We start from the raw sequence: 14,951 nt of genomic DNA on the forward strand, positions 1-14,951 counted from the left end.
CCCAGGCTCTTTGGGGATATCCGGCTATCTGGTGAGCCACCAGAGCAGCCACCTCCTCGCGTGCCTCGCCGCTCGCTCCGGCAAGAGCCGGATCAGCCGCATGACGAGAGTCGGTTTCTGCTCCTCGTGAGAGCCCATGTGGAGAAGGGAGGACGCGCCCATAGAGTGCGTCACGGGGCAAACGCTGATGAACCCGACGGCGCTGCTGAGACGGAATCCGTGAGCGCCGCCCGTACGAGTGAACGGGCCCTTCGGGCATGACAAAGGCCCCGGTGCTCCGCTGAGGAGCGCCGGGGCCTTTGCCCACATGGGATTGAGGAGCTGGGCTCCTCTGATCGTGGAGATGGCGGGAATCGAACCCGCGTCCAACGGTGCAGAACCAGGGCTTCTCCGTGTGCAGTTCGCTGTGATTTTCTCGGCCCCGGCGATCACGCGAACAAGTCGCCGACGGGCCCAGTCACTGTTTGATTTCCCTCTTCACCCCGTGACCGGGATCAAGGTTTAGTCCCCTAGCTGATGCCAGGATCCGGGTCGGGAACAGCCCCGGGCTGACACTCCCATTAAGGAGCTATTCGATCACTACCTGATCAGGCAGCGAGAGCGAAAAGCTCGGGAGAATCGCTCTTGGAATTGGCGATTATTTGTTTCGGCCTGTGGTTTACGAGATCATGGCCGCTTTCTCGACACGCTTCCCCTGCCTCGACATCCGCTGTCGAAACCGATCATCCCCATGTCACTGTATTTAATTTTAAAACAGCTCAATCTGCGCACCCGGGCTTCCCCGGGTGTTGGTGCCATCGTACGTGACCAACGCACGCCGATGCCACTACATTCCCGCGCCCCTACGCGCCCCGCTGGCGCCGCTTCGCCGTCGCGATGGCGCGGTCGCTCTCCCGGCGGTCCTGCTGCTCGCGCAGGGTCTGCCGCTTGTCGTACTCCTTCTTGCCTCGGGCGAGGGCGATCTCCGCCTTGGCGCGGCCGTCCTTGAAGTAGATGGCGAGGGGCACGATCGTGTGACCGGTCTCCTGGGCCTTGGCCTCCAGCTTGTCGATCTCCTCCCGGTGCAGCAGCAGCTTGCGCTTGCGGCGCACCGAGTGGTTGGTCCAGGTGCCCTGGCTGTACTCGGGGATGTGGGCGTTGTGCAGCCACGCCTCGTTCCCGTCGATCTGCACGAAGCCGTCGACCAGCGAGGCCCGGCCCTGACGCAGCGACTTCACCTCGGTGCCGGACAGCACCAGGCCGGCCTCGTAGGTGTCGATGATCGCGTAGTCGTGCCGCGCCTTCTTGTTCTGCGCGACGATCTTGCGCTTGCCGCCCTTCTCGCCGTCCCTGGCTTTGGCGGCCGTCCCCTGCTGCTTCTGCTGGGACTCTTTCGGTACGTACATTCCCTTGGCCATAGTGCCATCCATTTTCGCACTACGGAGGGGGTGCGAGGGAAGCGGTTAAAGGGCTTCCCGCGGTGCTTCCTACGACGGGTCGCCGAGGCCGCTGAGGACCGTCTCCGCCCGCTCCAGCGCCCCGGTGGACACCTCCAGGTCGGGGGTGATGCCCCGGCCGTCGACGACATGGCCGGAGGGGGTGCGGTAGTGGCCGACGGTGAGCTCGACGACCGAGCCGTCGGCGAGGCGGGTGGGCATCTGGATGGAGCCCTTGCCGAAGGTGCGGGTGCCGAGGACGACCGCGCGGCCGCGGTCCTGGAGGGCGCCGGTGAGCATCTCGGCCGCGCTCATCGTGCCACCGTCGACGAGGGCGACCAGGGGCCGCGCGGTGTCGCCGCCGGGCTCGGCGTGCAGGGAGCGCTGGGCGCCGTCGACGTCGTAGGTGGCGACCAGACCGCCGTCGAGGAAGGCGGAGGCGGCGGTGACGGCTTCGCTGACCAGCCCGCCGGAGTTGCCGCGCAGGTCGAGGACGATCCCGGCGTCGGCCGGGGCCTGCCGGACGGCGGTGCGCACGAGCTCCCCGGAGCCCTTGGTGAAGGCGGAGATCTTGATGACGGTGATGCCGGCGGTCAGCTTCCGCACGGTCACCGAGTCGGTGGACAGCAGCGCCCGGCGCAGGGTCTCGCTCCACGCGCGCGTGCCGCGCTGGAGGCCGAGGGTGACGGTCGTACCGGCGTGGGCGTCGGTGGCGTCACCGCGCAGTAACGAGACGACGTCGGTGACGGGCCGCCCGTCGACGTCCTCGCCGTCCACGCTGCGCAGCCGGTCGCCCTTCCTGATCCCCGCGGTGGCCGCGGGCGACCCGGCCTGCACCTTGCTCACGTCGATCCGCCCGTCCGCCGCACGCCGGGCCCACAGCCCGACACCCGTGTACTGGCCGTCGAGCGCTTCCTCGAACTCCTGGTACTCGCCCTCGGAGTAGACCGCGGCCCACCGGTCCCCGCTGCGGCTGACCGCGCGTTCCGCCGCCTCCATGGGGGACTTGCCGTCGGCCAGCGCCTCGGCGGCGGCCTTCGCGACATCCTCGTGCACGGCGCCCGCCCGAGCGGCTCCGGTGGGCGTCTTCCGGTCGGACTGCCCCGGGTCGGGAAACGCCCCGGTGGCCGCCCCGGTCACCAACAACCCTGCGAACACCAACGTCAGAGCCGCCCCCCGGCGAACCCGGCGGGGCTGACAGAACAGCTCTCGGCCTGACATGCGGGTGAGTCTAGGACAACGCGAGAGGGCCGCACGGGCGGTTGCCCGTACGGCCCTCTTGGCATGCGTCACACCTTCAGGTACTTGCGCAGCGCGAAGAACGCGGCAAGCGCGGGCATCAGGAGGCTCGTTGCGAGGATGAGGGGGAGCTTGGTCAACACCGCGTCCCAGCCGATGAAGTTGATCAAGTTCAGCTTGTGGGACAGGTCCAGGCCGTGGTCGATGATGAAGTAGCGGGCGACCACCAGGAATCCGCAGGCGACCGTGCCGCCGATCAGGCCGGCGACGGCGGCCTCCGCGATGAACGGGGCCTGGATGTAGAAGCCGGAGGCGCCGACCAGGCGCATGATGCCGGTCTCGCGCCTACGGCTGAACGCGGAGACGCGCACCGTGTTGACGATCAGCATCAGGGCGACCACGAGCATCAGGGCCATGACCATGCGGGCCGCCCAGTTCATGCCGTTGAGCAGACCGAAGAGGTTGTCGAGGATGCCCTTCTGGTCCTGGACCGACTGGACTCCGTCACGGCCGTCGAAGGCGGTCGCGACGACCTGGTACTTCTCCGGGTCCTTGAGCTTGATCCGGTACGACTCCTGCATCTGGTCCGGCGTGAGGGAGTCGGCGAGCGGCGAGTCGCCGAACTGCTCCTTGTAGTGCTTGTACGCCTGGTCCTGGGACTCGTAGGTGACCTTCTCGACCACCGACATCTTGCCGAGGTCGGACTGGATCTGCTTCTTCTGGTCCTCGGTCACCGCGCCCTTGGCGCAGTTGGGGTCGGACTCGGCATCGCTCTTGTTGCAGAGGAAGATCGAGACGTTGACCTTGTCGTACCAGTAGCCCTTCATGGTGTTGACCTGGTCGCTCATCAGGAGCGAGCCACCGAAGAGCGCCAGGGACAGGGCGACCGAGACGACGACCGCGAAGGTCATCGTCAGATTGCGGCGGAGACCGACTCCGATCTCCGACAGTACGAACTGGGCGCGCATGGCCTCGGGTTATGCCTTTCCGTCAGTGCTGGTAGCCGTAGACGCCGCGGGCCTGGTCCCGGACGAGACGGCCCTTCTCCAGCTCGATGACGCGTTTGCGCATCTGGTCGACGATGTTCTGGTCGTGGGTGGCCATGATCACGGTGGTGCCGGTGCGGTTGATGCGGTCCAGCAGCTTCATGATGCCGACCGAGGTCTGCGGGTCGAGGTTGCCCGTGGGCTCGTCGGCGATCAGCAGCTTGGGCCGGTTCACGAAGGCGCGCGCGATGGCCACACGCTGCTGCTCGCCACCGGAGAGCTCCCCGGGCCTGCGGTCCTCCTTGCCGCCGAGCCCGACGAGGTCGAGCACCTGGGGCACGGACTTGCGGATCTCGCCCTTGGACTTGCCGATGACCTCCTGGGCGAAGGCCACGTTCTCGGCGACCGTCTTGTTGGGCAGCAGGCGGAAGTCCTGGAAGACCGTCCCGAGCTGGCGGCGCATCTGCGGCACCTTCCAGTTGGACAGCCGGGCGAGGTCCTTGCCGAGGACGTGCACCTGACCATGACTGCACCGCTCCTCGCGGAGGACCAGCCGCAGGAAGGTGGACTTTCCGGAGCCGGAGGACCCCACGAGGAAGACGAACTCGCCCTTCTCCACTTCCAGGGAGACATCCCTGAGTGCGGGGCGGGTCTGCTTGGGGTAGACCTTGGAGACATTGTCGAATCGGATCACGGATGCACCACGGGTCGCCGGGGGTAGATGAGCGTGACCATACGCGAGTCGGGTGAGGAAGCGCAGGCGCCGGTCACGGTTGGGTGATGCTTGTGTGGTTTTGTTCCGGGGCGGTCTCCGCGGAGTGCCCCGGAGTGCCGGGGCGAGGTGTGCGGACGGCCGCGCTCTTTCCGGGGGAACCTGGCACAGTGGGTGGGGAACGTTCTCGTTCCGCGGAGCGTTGTCCAGACGATGGCCGGTGCAAGGAGGGCGAGCGCATGACGTACGACCGGTTGGTGTGCGCGAACTGCGCGGCGCCCGTGAGCGAGGGCCGGTGCCCTGTGTGCCGTGCCAACCGCGAGCGTCTTCAGCAGGAGAGTTTCCTCGGTGGTCTGAACCCGATGGCGCTGATCGGGCTGCTGGCGGTACTGATCGCCGCGGTGGCGCTGCTGGCGGCGCACCAGACCGCGTAACGAAGCTCACACAGGCAAGGTAAGGGCCCGGAGCCGTTGCTCCGGGCCCTTCACCGTGCGATGCGCATACGCTCCGTGAGCGGTTGACTACCGTCAGGCGGTGGCACCGCCGCGACCGCTCATGAGGCGCGGCAGGACGCGGAAGCCGATACCGCCGGCGATCATCGTGGCGGCGCCGACGATGAGGAAGGCCGTCTGCCCGGCACCGGTCTCGGCGAGCTGGTCGCCGCCGCCCTGGGCCTCGGTGTTCGACGAACCGGTGTCGGTGAGGGCGGAGGAGCCCTCCTCCTGCGCGGAGGTGCCCGAGTTGCCGTCGGTGCCGGTGTTGTTGTTGCCGCTGCCGGAGCTGCCGCTGCCACTGGTGCTGCCGTCGGACGGAGCGTCCGTGGTCGGCTCGTCCGTGGGCTCGGTGGGCTCCTCGGTCGGCTGGGTGGGCTCGTCCGTCGGCTCGCTCGACTCGGAGGGCTCCTGGCTCGTGGGCGGCGTGGAGGCCGGTTCACTGGTGGCCGGAGCGGTCGGGATCCCGGTGTCGCTCGCGCCCGGGTCGGGCGTCTCGTCGTCCGTGCTGACGGTCGCGGTCAGGCCGTTCTCGTCGGCGCTGACGCCGATGGAGAGGGCGGAGGCCGCGCCGGCCGCGGTCAGCGAGGCGCCGGCGGCGATCACGGCACCGGCGGCTATCCGCGCGACCCGGATCCGCGTCTTCTTGGTCATCTGGTTGCTACCCCCAGTAGCTGAACGTCAGGTGGGCGGCGCTGGGGCCGTGATCGACGGGAAAGCCACTGATGTGCGAGCCCCCCGGATTCACATGCGCCCCAGAGATACGCATGCCACGCTTCACCCTTCCCATTTTTCAAAGCAACGTCAAGGCCGTTGCGGGCACGATGTCCAGTTGCGTGCCGAATGCGGGGAGTTGGAGCCTGTGAGTGTGATGTAAAACCCAGACATACGAGAACTGCCGCCACTGGGGCGGCAGTTCAAGATGAAACGACTTACGGTGGGCAAGTCGACAAAATTACTTCTCCTGCTGCTTGCGCCAGCGAATTCCGGCCTCCAGGAACCCCTCGATCTCGCCGTTGAACACGGCCTCGGGGTTACCCACCTCGTACTCGGTGCGCAGGTCCTTGACCATCTGGTACGGGTGCAGGACGTACGACCGCATCTGGTTGCCCCAGGAGTTGCCGCCGTCGCCCTTGAGGGCGTCCATCTTGGCCTGCTCCTCCTGGCGGCGCCGCTCAAGGAGCTTGGCCTGGAGGACGTTCATCGCGGTGGCCTTGTTCTGGATCTGCGACCGCTCGTTCTGGCAGGAGACCACGATTCCGGTGGGGAGGTGCGTGATGCGCACCGCGGAGTCGGTCGTGTTGACGCCCTGGCCGCCGGGGCCGGAGGACCGGTACACGTCGATCCTGAGTTCGCTCTCGTCGATCTCGACGTGGTCGGACTGCTCGACCACGGGGAGCACCTCGACACCGGCGAAGGAGGTCTGGCGGCGCCCCTGGTTGTCGTACGGCGAGATCCGCACGAGCCGGTGCGTGCCCTGCTCCACGGACAGCGTCCCGTAGGCGTACGGCACCTGCACGGCGAAGGTGGTCGACTTGATGCCGGCCTCTTCGGCGTACGACGTCTCGATGAGCTCGGTCTTGTAGCCCTTCTGCTCCGCCCACCGCAGGTACATCCGCTGCAGCTTCTCGGCGAAGTCGGCGGCGTCGACGCCGCCGGCCTCGGCGCGGATGTTCACGAGCGCTTCCCGGGAGTCGTACTCCCCACTGAGCAGCGTCCGGACCTCCATCTCGTCCAGCGCCTTGCGGACGGCGGCGAGCTCGGACTCGGCCTCGGTGCGGGTGTCCGGGTCGTCCTCCTCCTCGGCCATCTCGAAGAGCACGGCAAGATCGTCGATCCGCCCGCGCAGCGCTTCGGCCTTCCTGACCTCGGCCTGCAGGTGGCTCAGCTTGCTGGTGATCTTCTGCGCCTCGTCCGGGTTGTCCCAGAGGGACGGCGCGGCCGCCTGCTCCTCAAGCACAGCGATGTCTGCCCTCAGCTTGTCGAGGTCCAGAACGGCCTCGATCGACTCCATGGTCGAGGAGAGGGACTTGAGCTCTTCGGATACATCGACAACTGCCACGCCTCCAGCGTAACGGCTCGTTCAACCACCGGACGCCTGCCTACCCACACACAAGCCCTCACCTGCCCACACGCCGGACGCCCGCACCCGCACACCTGGTACCCGCCCCCACACGCCCGGTACCCGCCCCCACACGCCCCGTACCCGTCCCCACACGCCGGGTGCCCGCCTACTCGCCACGGGCGCATCGTCCGCCTGCGCACCACCGGGCGCCTCCTCCGCTCGCGTGCCGGGGCTCGCCCGCCGACCGCCCGGCGCCTCCTCCGCTCGCGTGCCGGGGCTCGCCCGCCGACCGCCCGGCGCCTCGTCCGCCTGCGCGCCGCGTACCCACGCCCGCCCGCCACCGGGCGCCGTGTCCGCAAGCCCGCCGGGGGCCGGCCGGCTGCCGGGGTCCGGGGCGGAGCCCCGTGGCGGTGGGGTGTTGCCTACCGAGTCGGGTGGGCGGGTGGGAAAAGGGCCGGCGGAGACACCACCCGCACCCGACCGGTCATGGCGTCGATGTGCTGTTTGTCTCCTGCGACGGCCGAGCCGAGTCGTCACCGGACGATGCCAGCCACGCGCCGACGCCGACCGCCGCGGCCACCACCACCCCCGCGACCGCGAAGGTCACCTTCCGCCGCCGCGCCGCCACGCGATGCCGCGCCGACCCCGGCCGCGGCGCCCCCGCCGCCCTCGGCGCCCGCGCCGTGCCCCGGGCGCCGCCCGCCAGCTCGTCGGGGCCCGGCACCCGCATCGAGGTGTGCGTGTCCCGGTTGGAGTCCGGCTTCGCGCCCGGCACCAGGGAGACGGCCCCCCGGCGCCGTACCCGCTGCTCCTCCGCGGCCGGAGCGGCGGCGGCCGGTTCCTCGGTCTCCTCCAGCGCCTCCGTGTCCGGCTCGTCGACGTCCAGCGGCGGCATCCCCGCCAGCATCGGCAGCTGCTCCCGCAGCCGCGCGGCCAGCTCGGACGCCCGCAGCCGGGACGCCGGCGCCTTCGCCAGGCACTGGACGAGCAGCTGCCAGAGCTCCTCGGGGATCCCGGGGAGCGGGACGACGGTCTCGGTGACGTGGCGGCGCAGGACCGCGCCCGGGTGGCCGCCGCCGAACGGGGTGAAGCCCGCGAGGAGCTCGTACAGGACCGTGGCGAGGGCGTAGATGTCCACCGAGGCGCGGGGCGGCAGGCCCTCGACGATCTCCGGGGCGAGGTAGTCCGGCGTACCGATGATCTTCGTGGCGCGGGTCCGCTTGGGGGAGTCGATCAGCTTCGCGACGCCGAAGTCGGTCAGCAGGGCGGGGTGGGAGCCACCGGGGCCCAGCGGGCCCTGCATGTCGAGGAGGACGTTCTCCGGCTTGACGTCGCGGTGGACGACGCCCGCCGCGTGCGCCGCCGCCAGCCCGTCCGCGACGTCCGCGACGATGGCGACGGCCGCCTCGGGGGCGAGCCGCCGCTCCCGGTCCAGGCGGGTGCGCAGATCCGTGCCCCGGACCAGGTCCATGACGAGGGCGAGGTCGTTGCCGTCGACGACGAGGTCACGGACGGACACCACGTGGGGGTCGTCAAGGCCCAGCAGGGCCGTGCGCTCCTGCACGAAGCGGCCCACCAGCTCCTCGTCGGACGCGAGATCCTCGCGCAGCAGCTTGATGGCGACGGGCCCCTCCGGCCCCTCGCCCAGCCACACCGTGCCGGCGCTGCCCCGCCCCAGGATCTGGTTCGCGGTGTACCGGCTGCCGATCTTCCGTGCCAAGGCTGCTCCTACAGACGCGTGTTGCCGACAAAACTACGCGTCCGAAGAGCCAACCTTCACCACAGAGGCGGAAATCACCCGCCAGGTGTCGACAAATCCACAGACTCGCGGTCAGTTGCCGGAGCCGTTGCCCAGGTCGCCGATGAAGTTGCTGACCGAGCTCACCCAGTCGCTCAGCTGGTGCCAGTAGCCCTTGCCCTGCCCGACCCAGGTGTGCACCGGGGTCAGGTCCCAGATCAGCCAGCCCGCGACGAACAGGATGACGACCAGGAACAGGCAGCCCTTGAGGCAGCCGAGCCCTGGGATCCGCATCGGGTTGGCGCTGCGCTGCCGCGGCTCGCGCGGGGCCCGCTGCTGCGGTTCGGCGGGGGGCGCGTAGCGCTGCTGGGGTTGCTGCGGCGGCGGGGCGTACTGCTGCGGCCGGCCGCCGCCGTACCCGGCGGGCTGCTGCTGACCGTAGCCGGCTGGCTGCTGCCCGTACCCGCCCTGGCCGCCCGGACCGCCCTGGCCGCGCGGCTGCGGCCGGCGCACCGGCTGCTGCTGCGGGGCCTGGCGCGGCGGCGGCTGCTGCGGCCGGGCCACCTGCCGCTGCGGGCGGCGGCGCAGCGGGTCCTCACCCGGGTCGAGGTACTGGACCTGGGTCTGCTCGTTGCGGTCGCGGGCCGCGCGGAGCTGGCTCTGCCAGGGGTGCGGTTCTTCCGGCTGCTGGCCGGACTGCCCCGGCTGCCCCTGGGGCATCGGCGGCATGACGGCCGTCGGGTCGGCGGCGCCGGTGTTGGGCAGCACGGCGGTCGGGTCGGCGGCGCCGAACGGCCCCGGCCCGCCGGTGTGCGGCAGGACGCTGGTCGCGGCGTTCGGGTCGTACGCCCCCATCGGCGCGCCCGTGTTCGGCAGCACCTGGGTCGGGTCGGCCGCGCCCGGTACGGCGGCCGGCGCCGGGTCGGGGGCGAGCAGCGCGCCGACGCCCTCGGCCGCGGCGATCTGCGCGGAGTTCGCGTGTACGCCGACGCCCTCGGCGACGACCCGCAGGGCACGCGCGAGGTTCTCGGCGCTGGGGCGGTCGTCCGGGTTCTTGCGCAGGCAGCGTTCTATGACGGTCCACAGCGGGTCGGGGACGGTCGAGGGGCGGCGGGGCTCGGCGCTGAGGTGCTGGTGGAGGACTTCGAGGGCGCTGCCGCCGGAGAACGGCGGGTGGCCGGTGACCAGCTCGTACAGCAGGATGCCGGCGCCGTAGATGTCGACGGCGGAGGTCTGCGGGCGGCCCTCGGCGGACTCCGGGGCGATGTACGCGGGCGTGCCGACGAACTCATGGGTGCGGGTCAGGCCCGGGGAGTCGGCGAGGCGGGCGATGCCGAAGTCGGTCAGCATCGGGTGCATCTGGCCGTTGTACTGCGCGAGCAGCACGTTGGCGGGTTTCAGGTCGCGGTGCACCACGCCGTCGGCGTGGCTGACGGCGAGCGCGTCGGCGACCTGGGCGGTGAGCAGCGCGGCGGCGACGGGCGTGAAGGGGCCGTTCTCGCGCAGGTAGCGGTGCAGGTCGGGGCCGTCGACGAGGTCCATGACCAGGGCCAGCAGGTCGCCCTCGACGACCAGGTCGCGGACCCGGACGATGTTCGGGTGGGTGAGCCGGAGCAGGACGGAGCGCTCCCTCAGGAAGCGCATCACGATGTCGGAGTCGTTCGCGAGCTCTTCCTTGAGGACCTTGATCGCGACGGTCTCGCCGGGCTGGCCGGGCACGGCTGCCTCGGCGCCCGCGGTCTCCCGCTGGCGGGCACGCCAGACGGTACCGGTGGCGCCGCGCCCCAGCGGCTCCTCCAGGAGGTACTTGCTGCCTACCGGCCGCACGTCATGCGCTCCCTGCTGCTTGCTGAATGTCTACGACCCATGTGTCCGACCCACTGTAGTGCCGTGGTGCCTGGGACCGGGCTGTCGTCCGGCTGTGCTTTCCCCTCCCCGGTAGGACACCGGCAGGCGTCCCGACGTATCCCCATACGTTGGCGTTCCGGCCTGCGTTCGATGGAAAGACGCTCGCTTCGGTCCGCTGGTTGCCGGGCTCGGACGTGACCGATCTCAAGTGATCGCCCGCGCGTTATTGGTCAGGCACTTTTGGGGGCAGAGCTGACCAATCAAGATCACTTACCATCGGGGCGTGGGCGCGTTGTCAGTGGCAGGTGCGAGGATGCGTTTGACAGCAGAACTGGCCGACGTGCTCGTGGCGGTGGGGGGAATTCCGCGCCCGCGCAGAAGGGACCGCTGACGGCGATGCAGATCCGGCTGACCGTCGTAGACCCGCTGGGCCCTGCCGCGCAGCGGGGCCGGGCCCTGAGCCGCGACGTGCTGGTGACGGCACCCGCGGGCACGGACCTGGCCGCGGTGGCGTCGGGGCTGGCCTCGGCGGTCACCGGGGACGGCAGCCTGGGCGGCCGTGAGCAGAGCGGCGCCCCGGTCGTGCTGTACGCCGGGGTGGAGCGGCTGGACGCCCGCCGCCGCATCCTGGGCGAGCCCCCGCTGGTCGACGGCGCGGTGCTGTCCCTGGGCGCCCCCGCGGCCCCCGAGCCGCACCCCGAGCTGGACGACGCCCCGACCCAGCTGCACGTCATCGCCGGCCCGGACGCGGGCGGGGTCCACCTCCTGCACGGCGGCCAGATCACCATCGGCCGCTCCGCCGACGCCGACGTCCCGCTCGACGACCCGGACGTCTCCCGGCTGCACTGCGCGGTCACGGTCGCGGCCGACGGCCGGGTCTCGGTCGCCGACCTGCACTCCACCAACGGCACGGCGCTGGACGGCACCCGCGTCACCGACCGCCCGGTCCGCCTCACCCCCGGCTCGCTCCTGCGCATCGGAGAATCGGCCCTGCGGCTTACGCCGTCCGGGGGACCGGGGGCCCGGGTGGGCACGGCACCCGACGGGGAGGGGTGCGTGCGCGTGCTGCCCGGGGACGAGGGGGCCGACGGCGGCGGTTCCACCGGCCCCGGGGGCGGTACGGCCGCTCCGGCGGGCCGTACCCATCACGCCTACGGCACCGCGGGCTGGGGAGCCGCGGGCGGGGCGGCCGGGGGCCAGGAGCACGGCTCTCCCGAGCCACCGGTGGTGCCGGCGCAGGGGGACGCACCGAGGATCGAGAGCCGGGGCGGCGGCCTGCCGGCGGCCGGTCACGGGGACGGATCACCGCGGACCGCCCGGGCAAGCGGACTACCGGCCGGGCCCGACGGGCCCGCGGGCGGATTCCCGCCGGCCGCCGGGCACGACGCCGAGCAGCCGCCGGCCGAGCACGGGGACGACGGTGACCGCCTCGGACACCCTTCGCCCGGCGGCCGCGGCACGCTGCCGGGCCCACGCGCCGGTTCGGCCGCGGGGCACGGTCCGAGTCCGAGCACGGCGTACGGCACCGTCCCGGCCCACGGATCAGAGGCGGGACACGGCCTGGGCACGGCACCCGGCTCCGGCGTCCAGCACCGTTCCGGCGACACGCATGCCGGCCGATCCGGAGTGCTCGGCGGCCCGGGCGCCGCCGCGAGCGCCGGGCACGCCGGAACTCCCGGAAGCGCCGCCACCCGACCCACGTCCGGCGCTCCCGCAGCCGCGGCCCCGCACCGCCCCGCGCCGACCGACAGCGCCCCGGCCGACGGCCCCACGGACACCCCCGTCCCCTCCGGCAGGCGCAAAGGCACCCCCCTCCGCGGTACCGACGCCCCCGTCCTGCCCGGCGCCCGCAGGCGCGGCGGGCTCGGGGCCTGGGCCCGGCGGCTGGCCGGCGGGCGCGGTGAGCCCCCGTCGGCCGCCGACGAGGAGACCGCGGCGCAGGACGGCGGCGCCATGTCCGTCGGAGTGCCCGCCCAGCCGGAGACCTGGCCGGACCCCGCCGCCCTGCTGCTGACCGCTCTCGGCCCCGGCCCCCGCCTCTGGGAGCGCGGCCCCGGCCACCCGGAGGCGCTCACCGTCCGGCTCGGCACGGCGGACCGCCCGGCGCCGGACGGCTCGGGCCTGCTCCCCGCCGTCCCGGTCACCGCCGACCTGCGGGAGGCCGGCGCCCTCGGCCTGGCAGGACCGCGCACCCGCCTGGCCGGCCTCGCCCGCGCGGTCCTGGCCCAGCTCGCCGCGCTGCACTCGCCCGACCTGCTGGAGATCGTGCTGATCAGCGCGGACCGGGCCCGCTCCCTGGAGGAGCGCACGGCCGAGTGGTCCTGGCTCGGCTGGCTCCCGCACATCCGCCCCGGGCACGGCCAGGACTGCCGCCTGCTGCTGGCCTACGACCGTGAACAGGCGGCGGCGCGCATCGAGGAGTTGCTGCGCCGCACGGAGGAGCTGTCCGCCCCGCGCAGGCCGGCCACCCCCTCAGACCGCCCGGCACCAGCCCCGGCACAGGCACCCGCACCGGCCCGGACGGCGGCGGAGGCCTCACCCCCGGATGGCGCCCACCGCCCCTCCTGGGCCCGCGACCTCGGCGCCGACGACGACCGCAGGGGCGGCTTCCCGGGGCCGTACACGGTCGTCGTCGTGGACGGCGACCCCGGCGGTTCCGCGCTGCGCGACGCGGTGGCGCGGCTGACCGCCGCCGGACCGCGTGCCGGAGTGCACGTGATCTGCCTGGCGGAGACGGCCCCCACCTCGTCCACCTCCCCGGTCGACCGGACCTACGAGGAGGCGTGCGCGGTGACGCCGACGTTCCGGGAGTGCGGCGCGGTGGCGCTGCTCAGCGGGGACGTGGCCACGGCACTGCACCTCATGCGCGTCTCGGCCGGGCATGCCGGTCACGTCGGCCCGGTCGGCCCCGGCACCCTGGCCGCGGTGGACGCGGTCTCTTCCGCCTGGGCCGAGCGGTTCGCGCGGGCGCTGGCCCCGCTGCGCCCCGACGGCCCGGCCGGCGACCGGCACACGCGGGTGGCCGCGCCCCTCCCCCAGTCCGCCCGGCTGCTGGACGAGCTGGGGCTGGCGAGGGCGACCCCGGCGTCGCTGATGGCCCGTTGGGCGGACGCGGCCGATGACACCGAGTCGCTGGGCGGCCGGGCCAGGGCGGTGCTCGGCGCCGGACCTCGCGGCCCGCTCACCGCCGACCTGGTGGCCGAGGGACCGCATCTGCTGATCGAGGGCCCGCCCGGCAGCGGCCGTACGGAGCTGCTGCGGGCGGCAGTGGCCTCGCTGGCCGCCGCCGAGCGCCCCGACCGGCTCGGGATCGTCCTGATCGACGGCCGCGACGGCGTCGGCACCGGTGCCGGGCACGGCGAGGGCCTGCGGGTCTGTACGGACATACCGCATGTCACGACCCACCTCACCGCCAACGATCCGGTGCGGATGCGGGAGTTGGCGCAGTCGCTGAGCGCCGAACTGAAGCGGCGGGCCGAGCTGCTGGGCCGCTCCGACTTCACCGACTGGCACGGCCGGCGGGAGATCTCCGACCGCATGGTCCCGCAGCGTGCCCGCCCCGCCGCCTCCGGCGCCGGCGACATAGAGGCCCCGCCGAGTTCGACGCTCCGTCTGCGTCCGTCGGCCGGCGCCGCGGCCCGCGGGCGTACGGAGGCGCCGCCCCCGCTCCCCCGGCTCGTGGTGGTGGTCGACGACCTGGACGCCCTGGTCTCCCCCGCCCTCGGTTCACCGGGCCGGCCGGCCGCGGGTTCCGTGATGCGGGCGCTGGAGGCGGTGGCGAAGGAGGGCGAGCGGCTCGGCGTGCACCTGGTCGCGGCGGCGGGCACGGGCGGCCGTACGGCGGAGACCGAGCCGGCCCGGCAGGCCACCCTGCGCATCGCCCTGGACACCCCCTCCGGCGGCCCCGACGAACCGGCGCCGGGCCGTGGCCGTCTGACCACTCCGGACGGCCGGACCACGGCGTTCCAGACGGGCCGCGTCACCGGCCGTATCCCACGCACGGCGACCCAGCGCCCCACGGTCGTCCTCCTCGACTGGCACCGCATGGGCGACCCCCCGGCCCGCCGCCCGGTCCGCGAACTGGGCAACGGCCCGACCGACCTGGCCCTGCTGGCCAGCGCGGTGGAGCGGGCGGCGAAGGAGGTCTCGGCGGCGGAGGTCCCGTCGCTGCTGTAGCGACCGCGAATGTCCAGCCACCCCATGGCCCGAGGACGAGAGCCGGTCCGCACCACCCCTAGCCCGTCCGGCGATTGAGGACGAAACCGTCCAGGCCGAAGCGGGGTCCGGGGGCGGCAGCCCCCGGTGGACGCCCGCACCGACCCCCCGCCACCGATCACAACGCGATCACGATCCCCGGCCCTCCCCCGTAGGCACCCTTGCCGCGCAAGCGGCCCCCGCGTACACCGGAGCGCACGGGACAGAGTTCTGACGTTCAATGAGGAACGACGAACGGGGAA

At 72.4% G+C, this 14,951-nt stretch carries 10 protein-coding genes and 1 other RNA gene; 2 read left to right on the top strand and 9 right to left on the bottom strand.

What is annotated here, in order from left to right; genetic code table 11:
• Positions 1-335: 335 nt before the first annotated feature.
• The 5 genes from ssrA to ftsE all read right to left on the bottom strand — a co-directional run bounded on the left by ssrA (position 336) and on the right by ftsE (position 4,334).
• Positions 336-730: a transfer-messenger RNA gene (ssrA, locus tag OHB00_RS20940) on the bottom strand.
• A 112-nt stretch (positions 731-842) separates the two neighbouring features.
• Positions 843-1,385, bottom strand: coding sequence for an SsrA-binding protein SmpB (smpB, locus tag OHB00_RS20945; protein ID WP_406436418.1), 543 nt, complete (start codon positions 1,383-1,385; stop codon positions 843-845).
• Between the two features lie 81 nt (positions 1,386-1,466).
• Positions 1,467-2,636 (bottom strand): S41 family peptidase, encoded by a 1,170-nt coding sequence (locus OHB00_RS20950; RefSeq protein WP_406436419.1) that lies wholly within the window; start codon positions 2,634-2,636, stop codon positions 1,467-1,469.
• 68 nt (positions 2,637-2,704) lie between these two features.
• Entirely contained in the window at positions 2,705-3,622 is a 918-nt protein-coding gene (gene ftsX / locus OHB00_RS20955; RefSeq protein ID WP_406436420.1) for a permease-like cell division protein FtsX, read from the bottom strand.
• 22 nt (positions 3,623-3,644) lie between these two features.
• Positions 3,645-4,334, bottom strand: coding sequence for a cell division ATP-binding protein FtsE (gene ftsE, locus OHB00_RS20960; protein WP_129308856.1), 690 nt, complete (start codon positions 4,332-4,334; stop codon positions 3,645-3,647).
• A gap of 257 nt (positions 4,335-4,591) precedes the next feature.
• Here ftsE and OHB00_RS20965 point away from each other — a divergent pair, with 257 nt between their 5' ends.
• Positions 4,592-4,786 (top strand): hypothetical protein, encoded by a 195-nt coding sequence (locus tag OHB00_RS20965; RefSeq protein WP_089106595.1) that lies wholly within the window; start codon positions 4,592-4,594, stop codon positions 4,784-4,786.
• A 93-nt stretch (positions 4,787-4,879) separates the two neighbouring features.
• Here OHB00_RS20965 and OHB00_RS20970 read toward each other — a convergent pair whose 3' ends face one another.
• The 4 genes from OHB00_RS20970 to OHB00_RS20985 all read right to left on the bottom strand — a co-directional run bounded on the left by OHB00_RS20970 (position 4,880) and on the right by OHB00_RS20985 (position 10,473).
• Positions 4,880-5,497: a hypothetical protein gene (locus OHB00_RS20970; RefSeq protein ID WP_406436421.1), complete on the bottom strand. Its 618-nt coding sequence runs from the start codon at positions 5,495-5,497 to the stop codon at positions 4,880-4,882.
• 301 nt (positions 5,498-5,798) lie between these two features.
• Positions 5,799-6,905 carry a peptide chain release factor 2 gene (gene prfB, locus OHB00_RS20975; RefSeq protein WP_406436422.1) on the bottom strand — a complete coding sequence of 369 codons (1,107 nt, stop codon included), beginning with the start codon at positions 6,903-6,905 and terminating at the stop codon, positions 5,799-5,801.
• A gap of 487 nt (positions 6,906-7,392) precedes the next feature.
• Positions 7,393-8,628, bottom strand: coding sequence for a serine/threonine-protein kinase (locus tag OHB00_RS20980; protein WP_406436423.1), 1,236 nt, complete (start codon positions 8,626-8,628; stop codon positions 7,393-7,395).
• Positions 8,629-8,739: 111 nt separating this feature from the next.
• Positions 8,740-10,473 carry a serine/threonine-protein kinase gene (locus OHB00_RS20985; RefSeq protein WP_406436424.1) on the bottom strand — a complete coding sequence of 578 codons (1,734 nt, stop codon included), beginning with the start codon at positions 10,471-10,473 and terminating at the stop codon, positions 8,740-8,742.
• A 417-nt stretch (positions 10,474-10,890) separates the two neighbouring features.
• Here OHB00_RS20985 and OHB00_RS20990 point away from each other — a divergent pair, with 417 nt between their 5' ends.
• Positions 10,891-14,670 (top strand): FHA domain-containing protein, encoded by a 3,780-nt coding sequence (locus OHB00_RS20990; protein ID WP_406436425.1) that lies wholly within the window; start codon positions 10,891-10,893, stop codon positions 14,668-14,670.
• Positions 14,671-14,951 lie beyond the last annotated feature (281 nt).

Origin of the sequence: Streptomyces sp. NBC_00631 (assembly GCF_045206895.1) — a bacterium.
Lineage (GTDB): Bacteria > Actinomycetota > Actinomycetes > Streptomycetales > Streptomycetaceae > Streptomyces.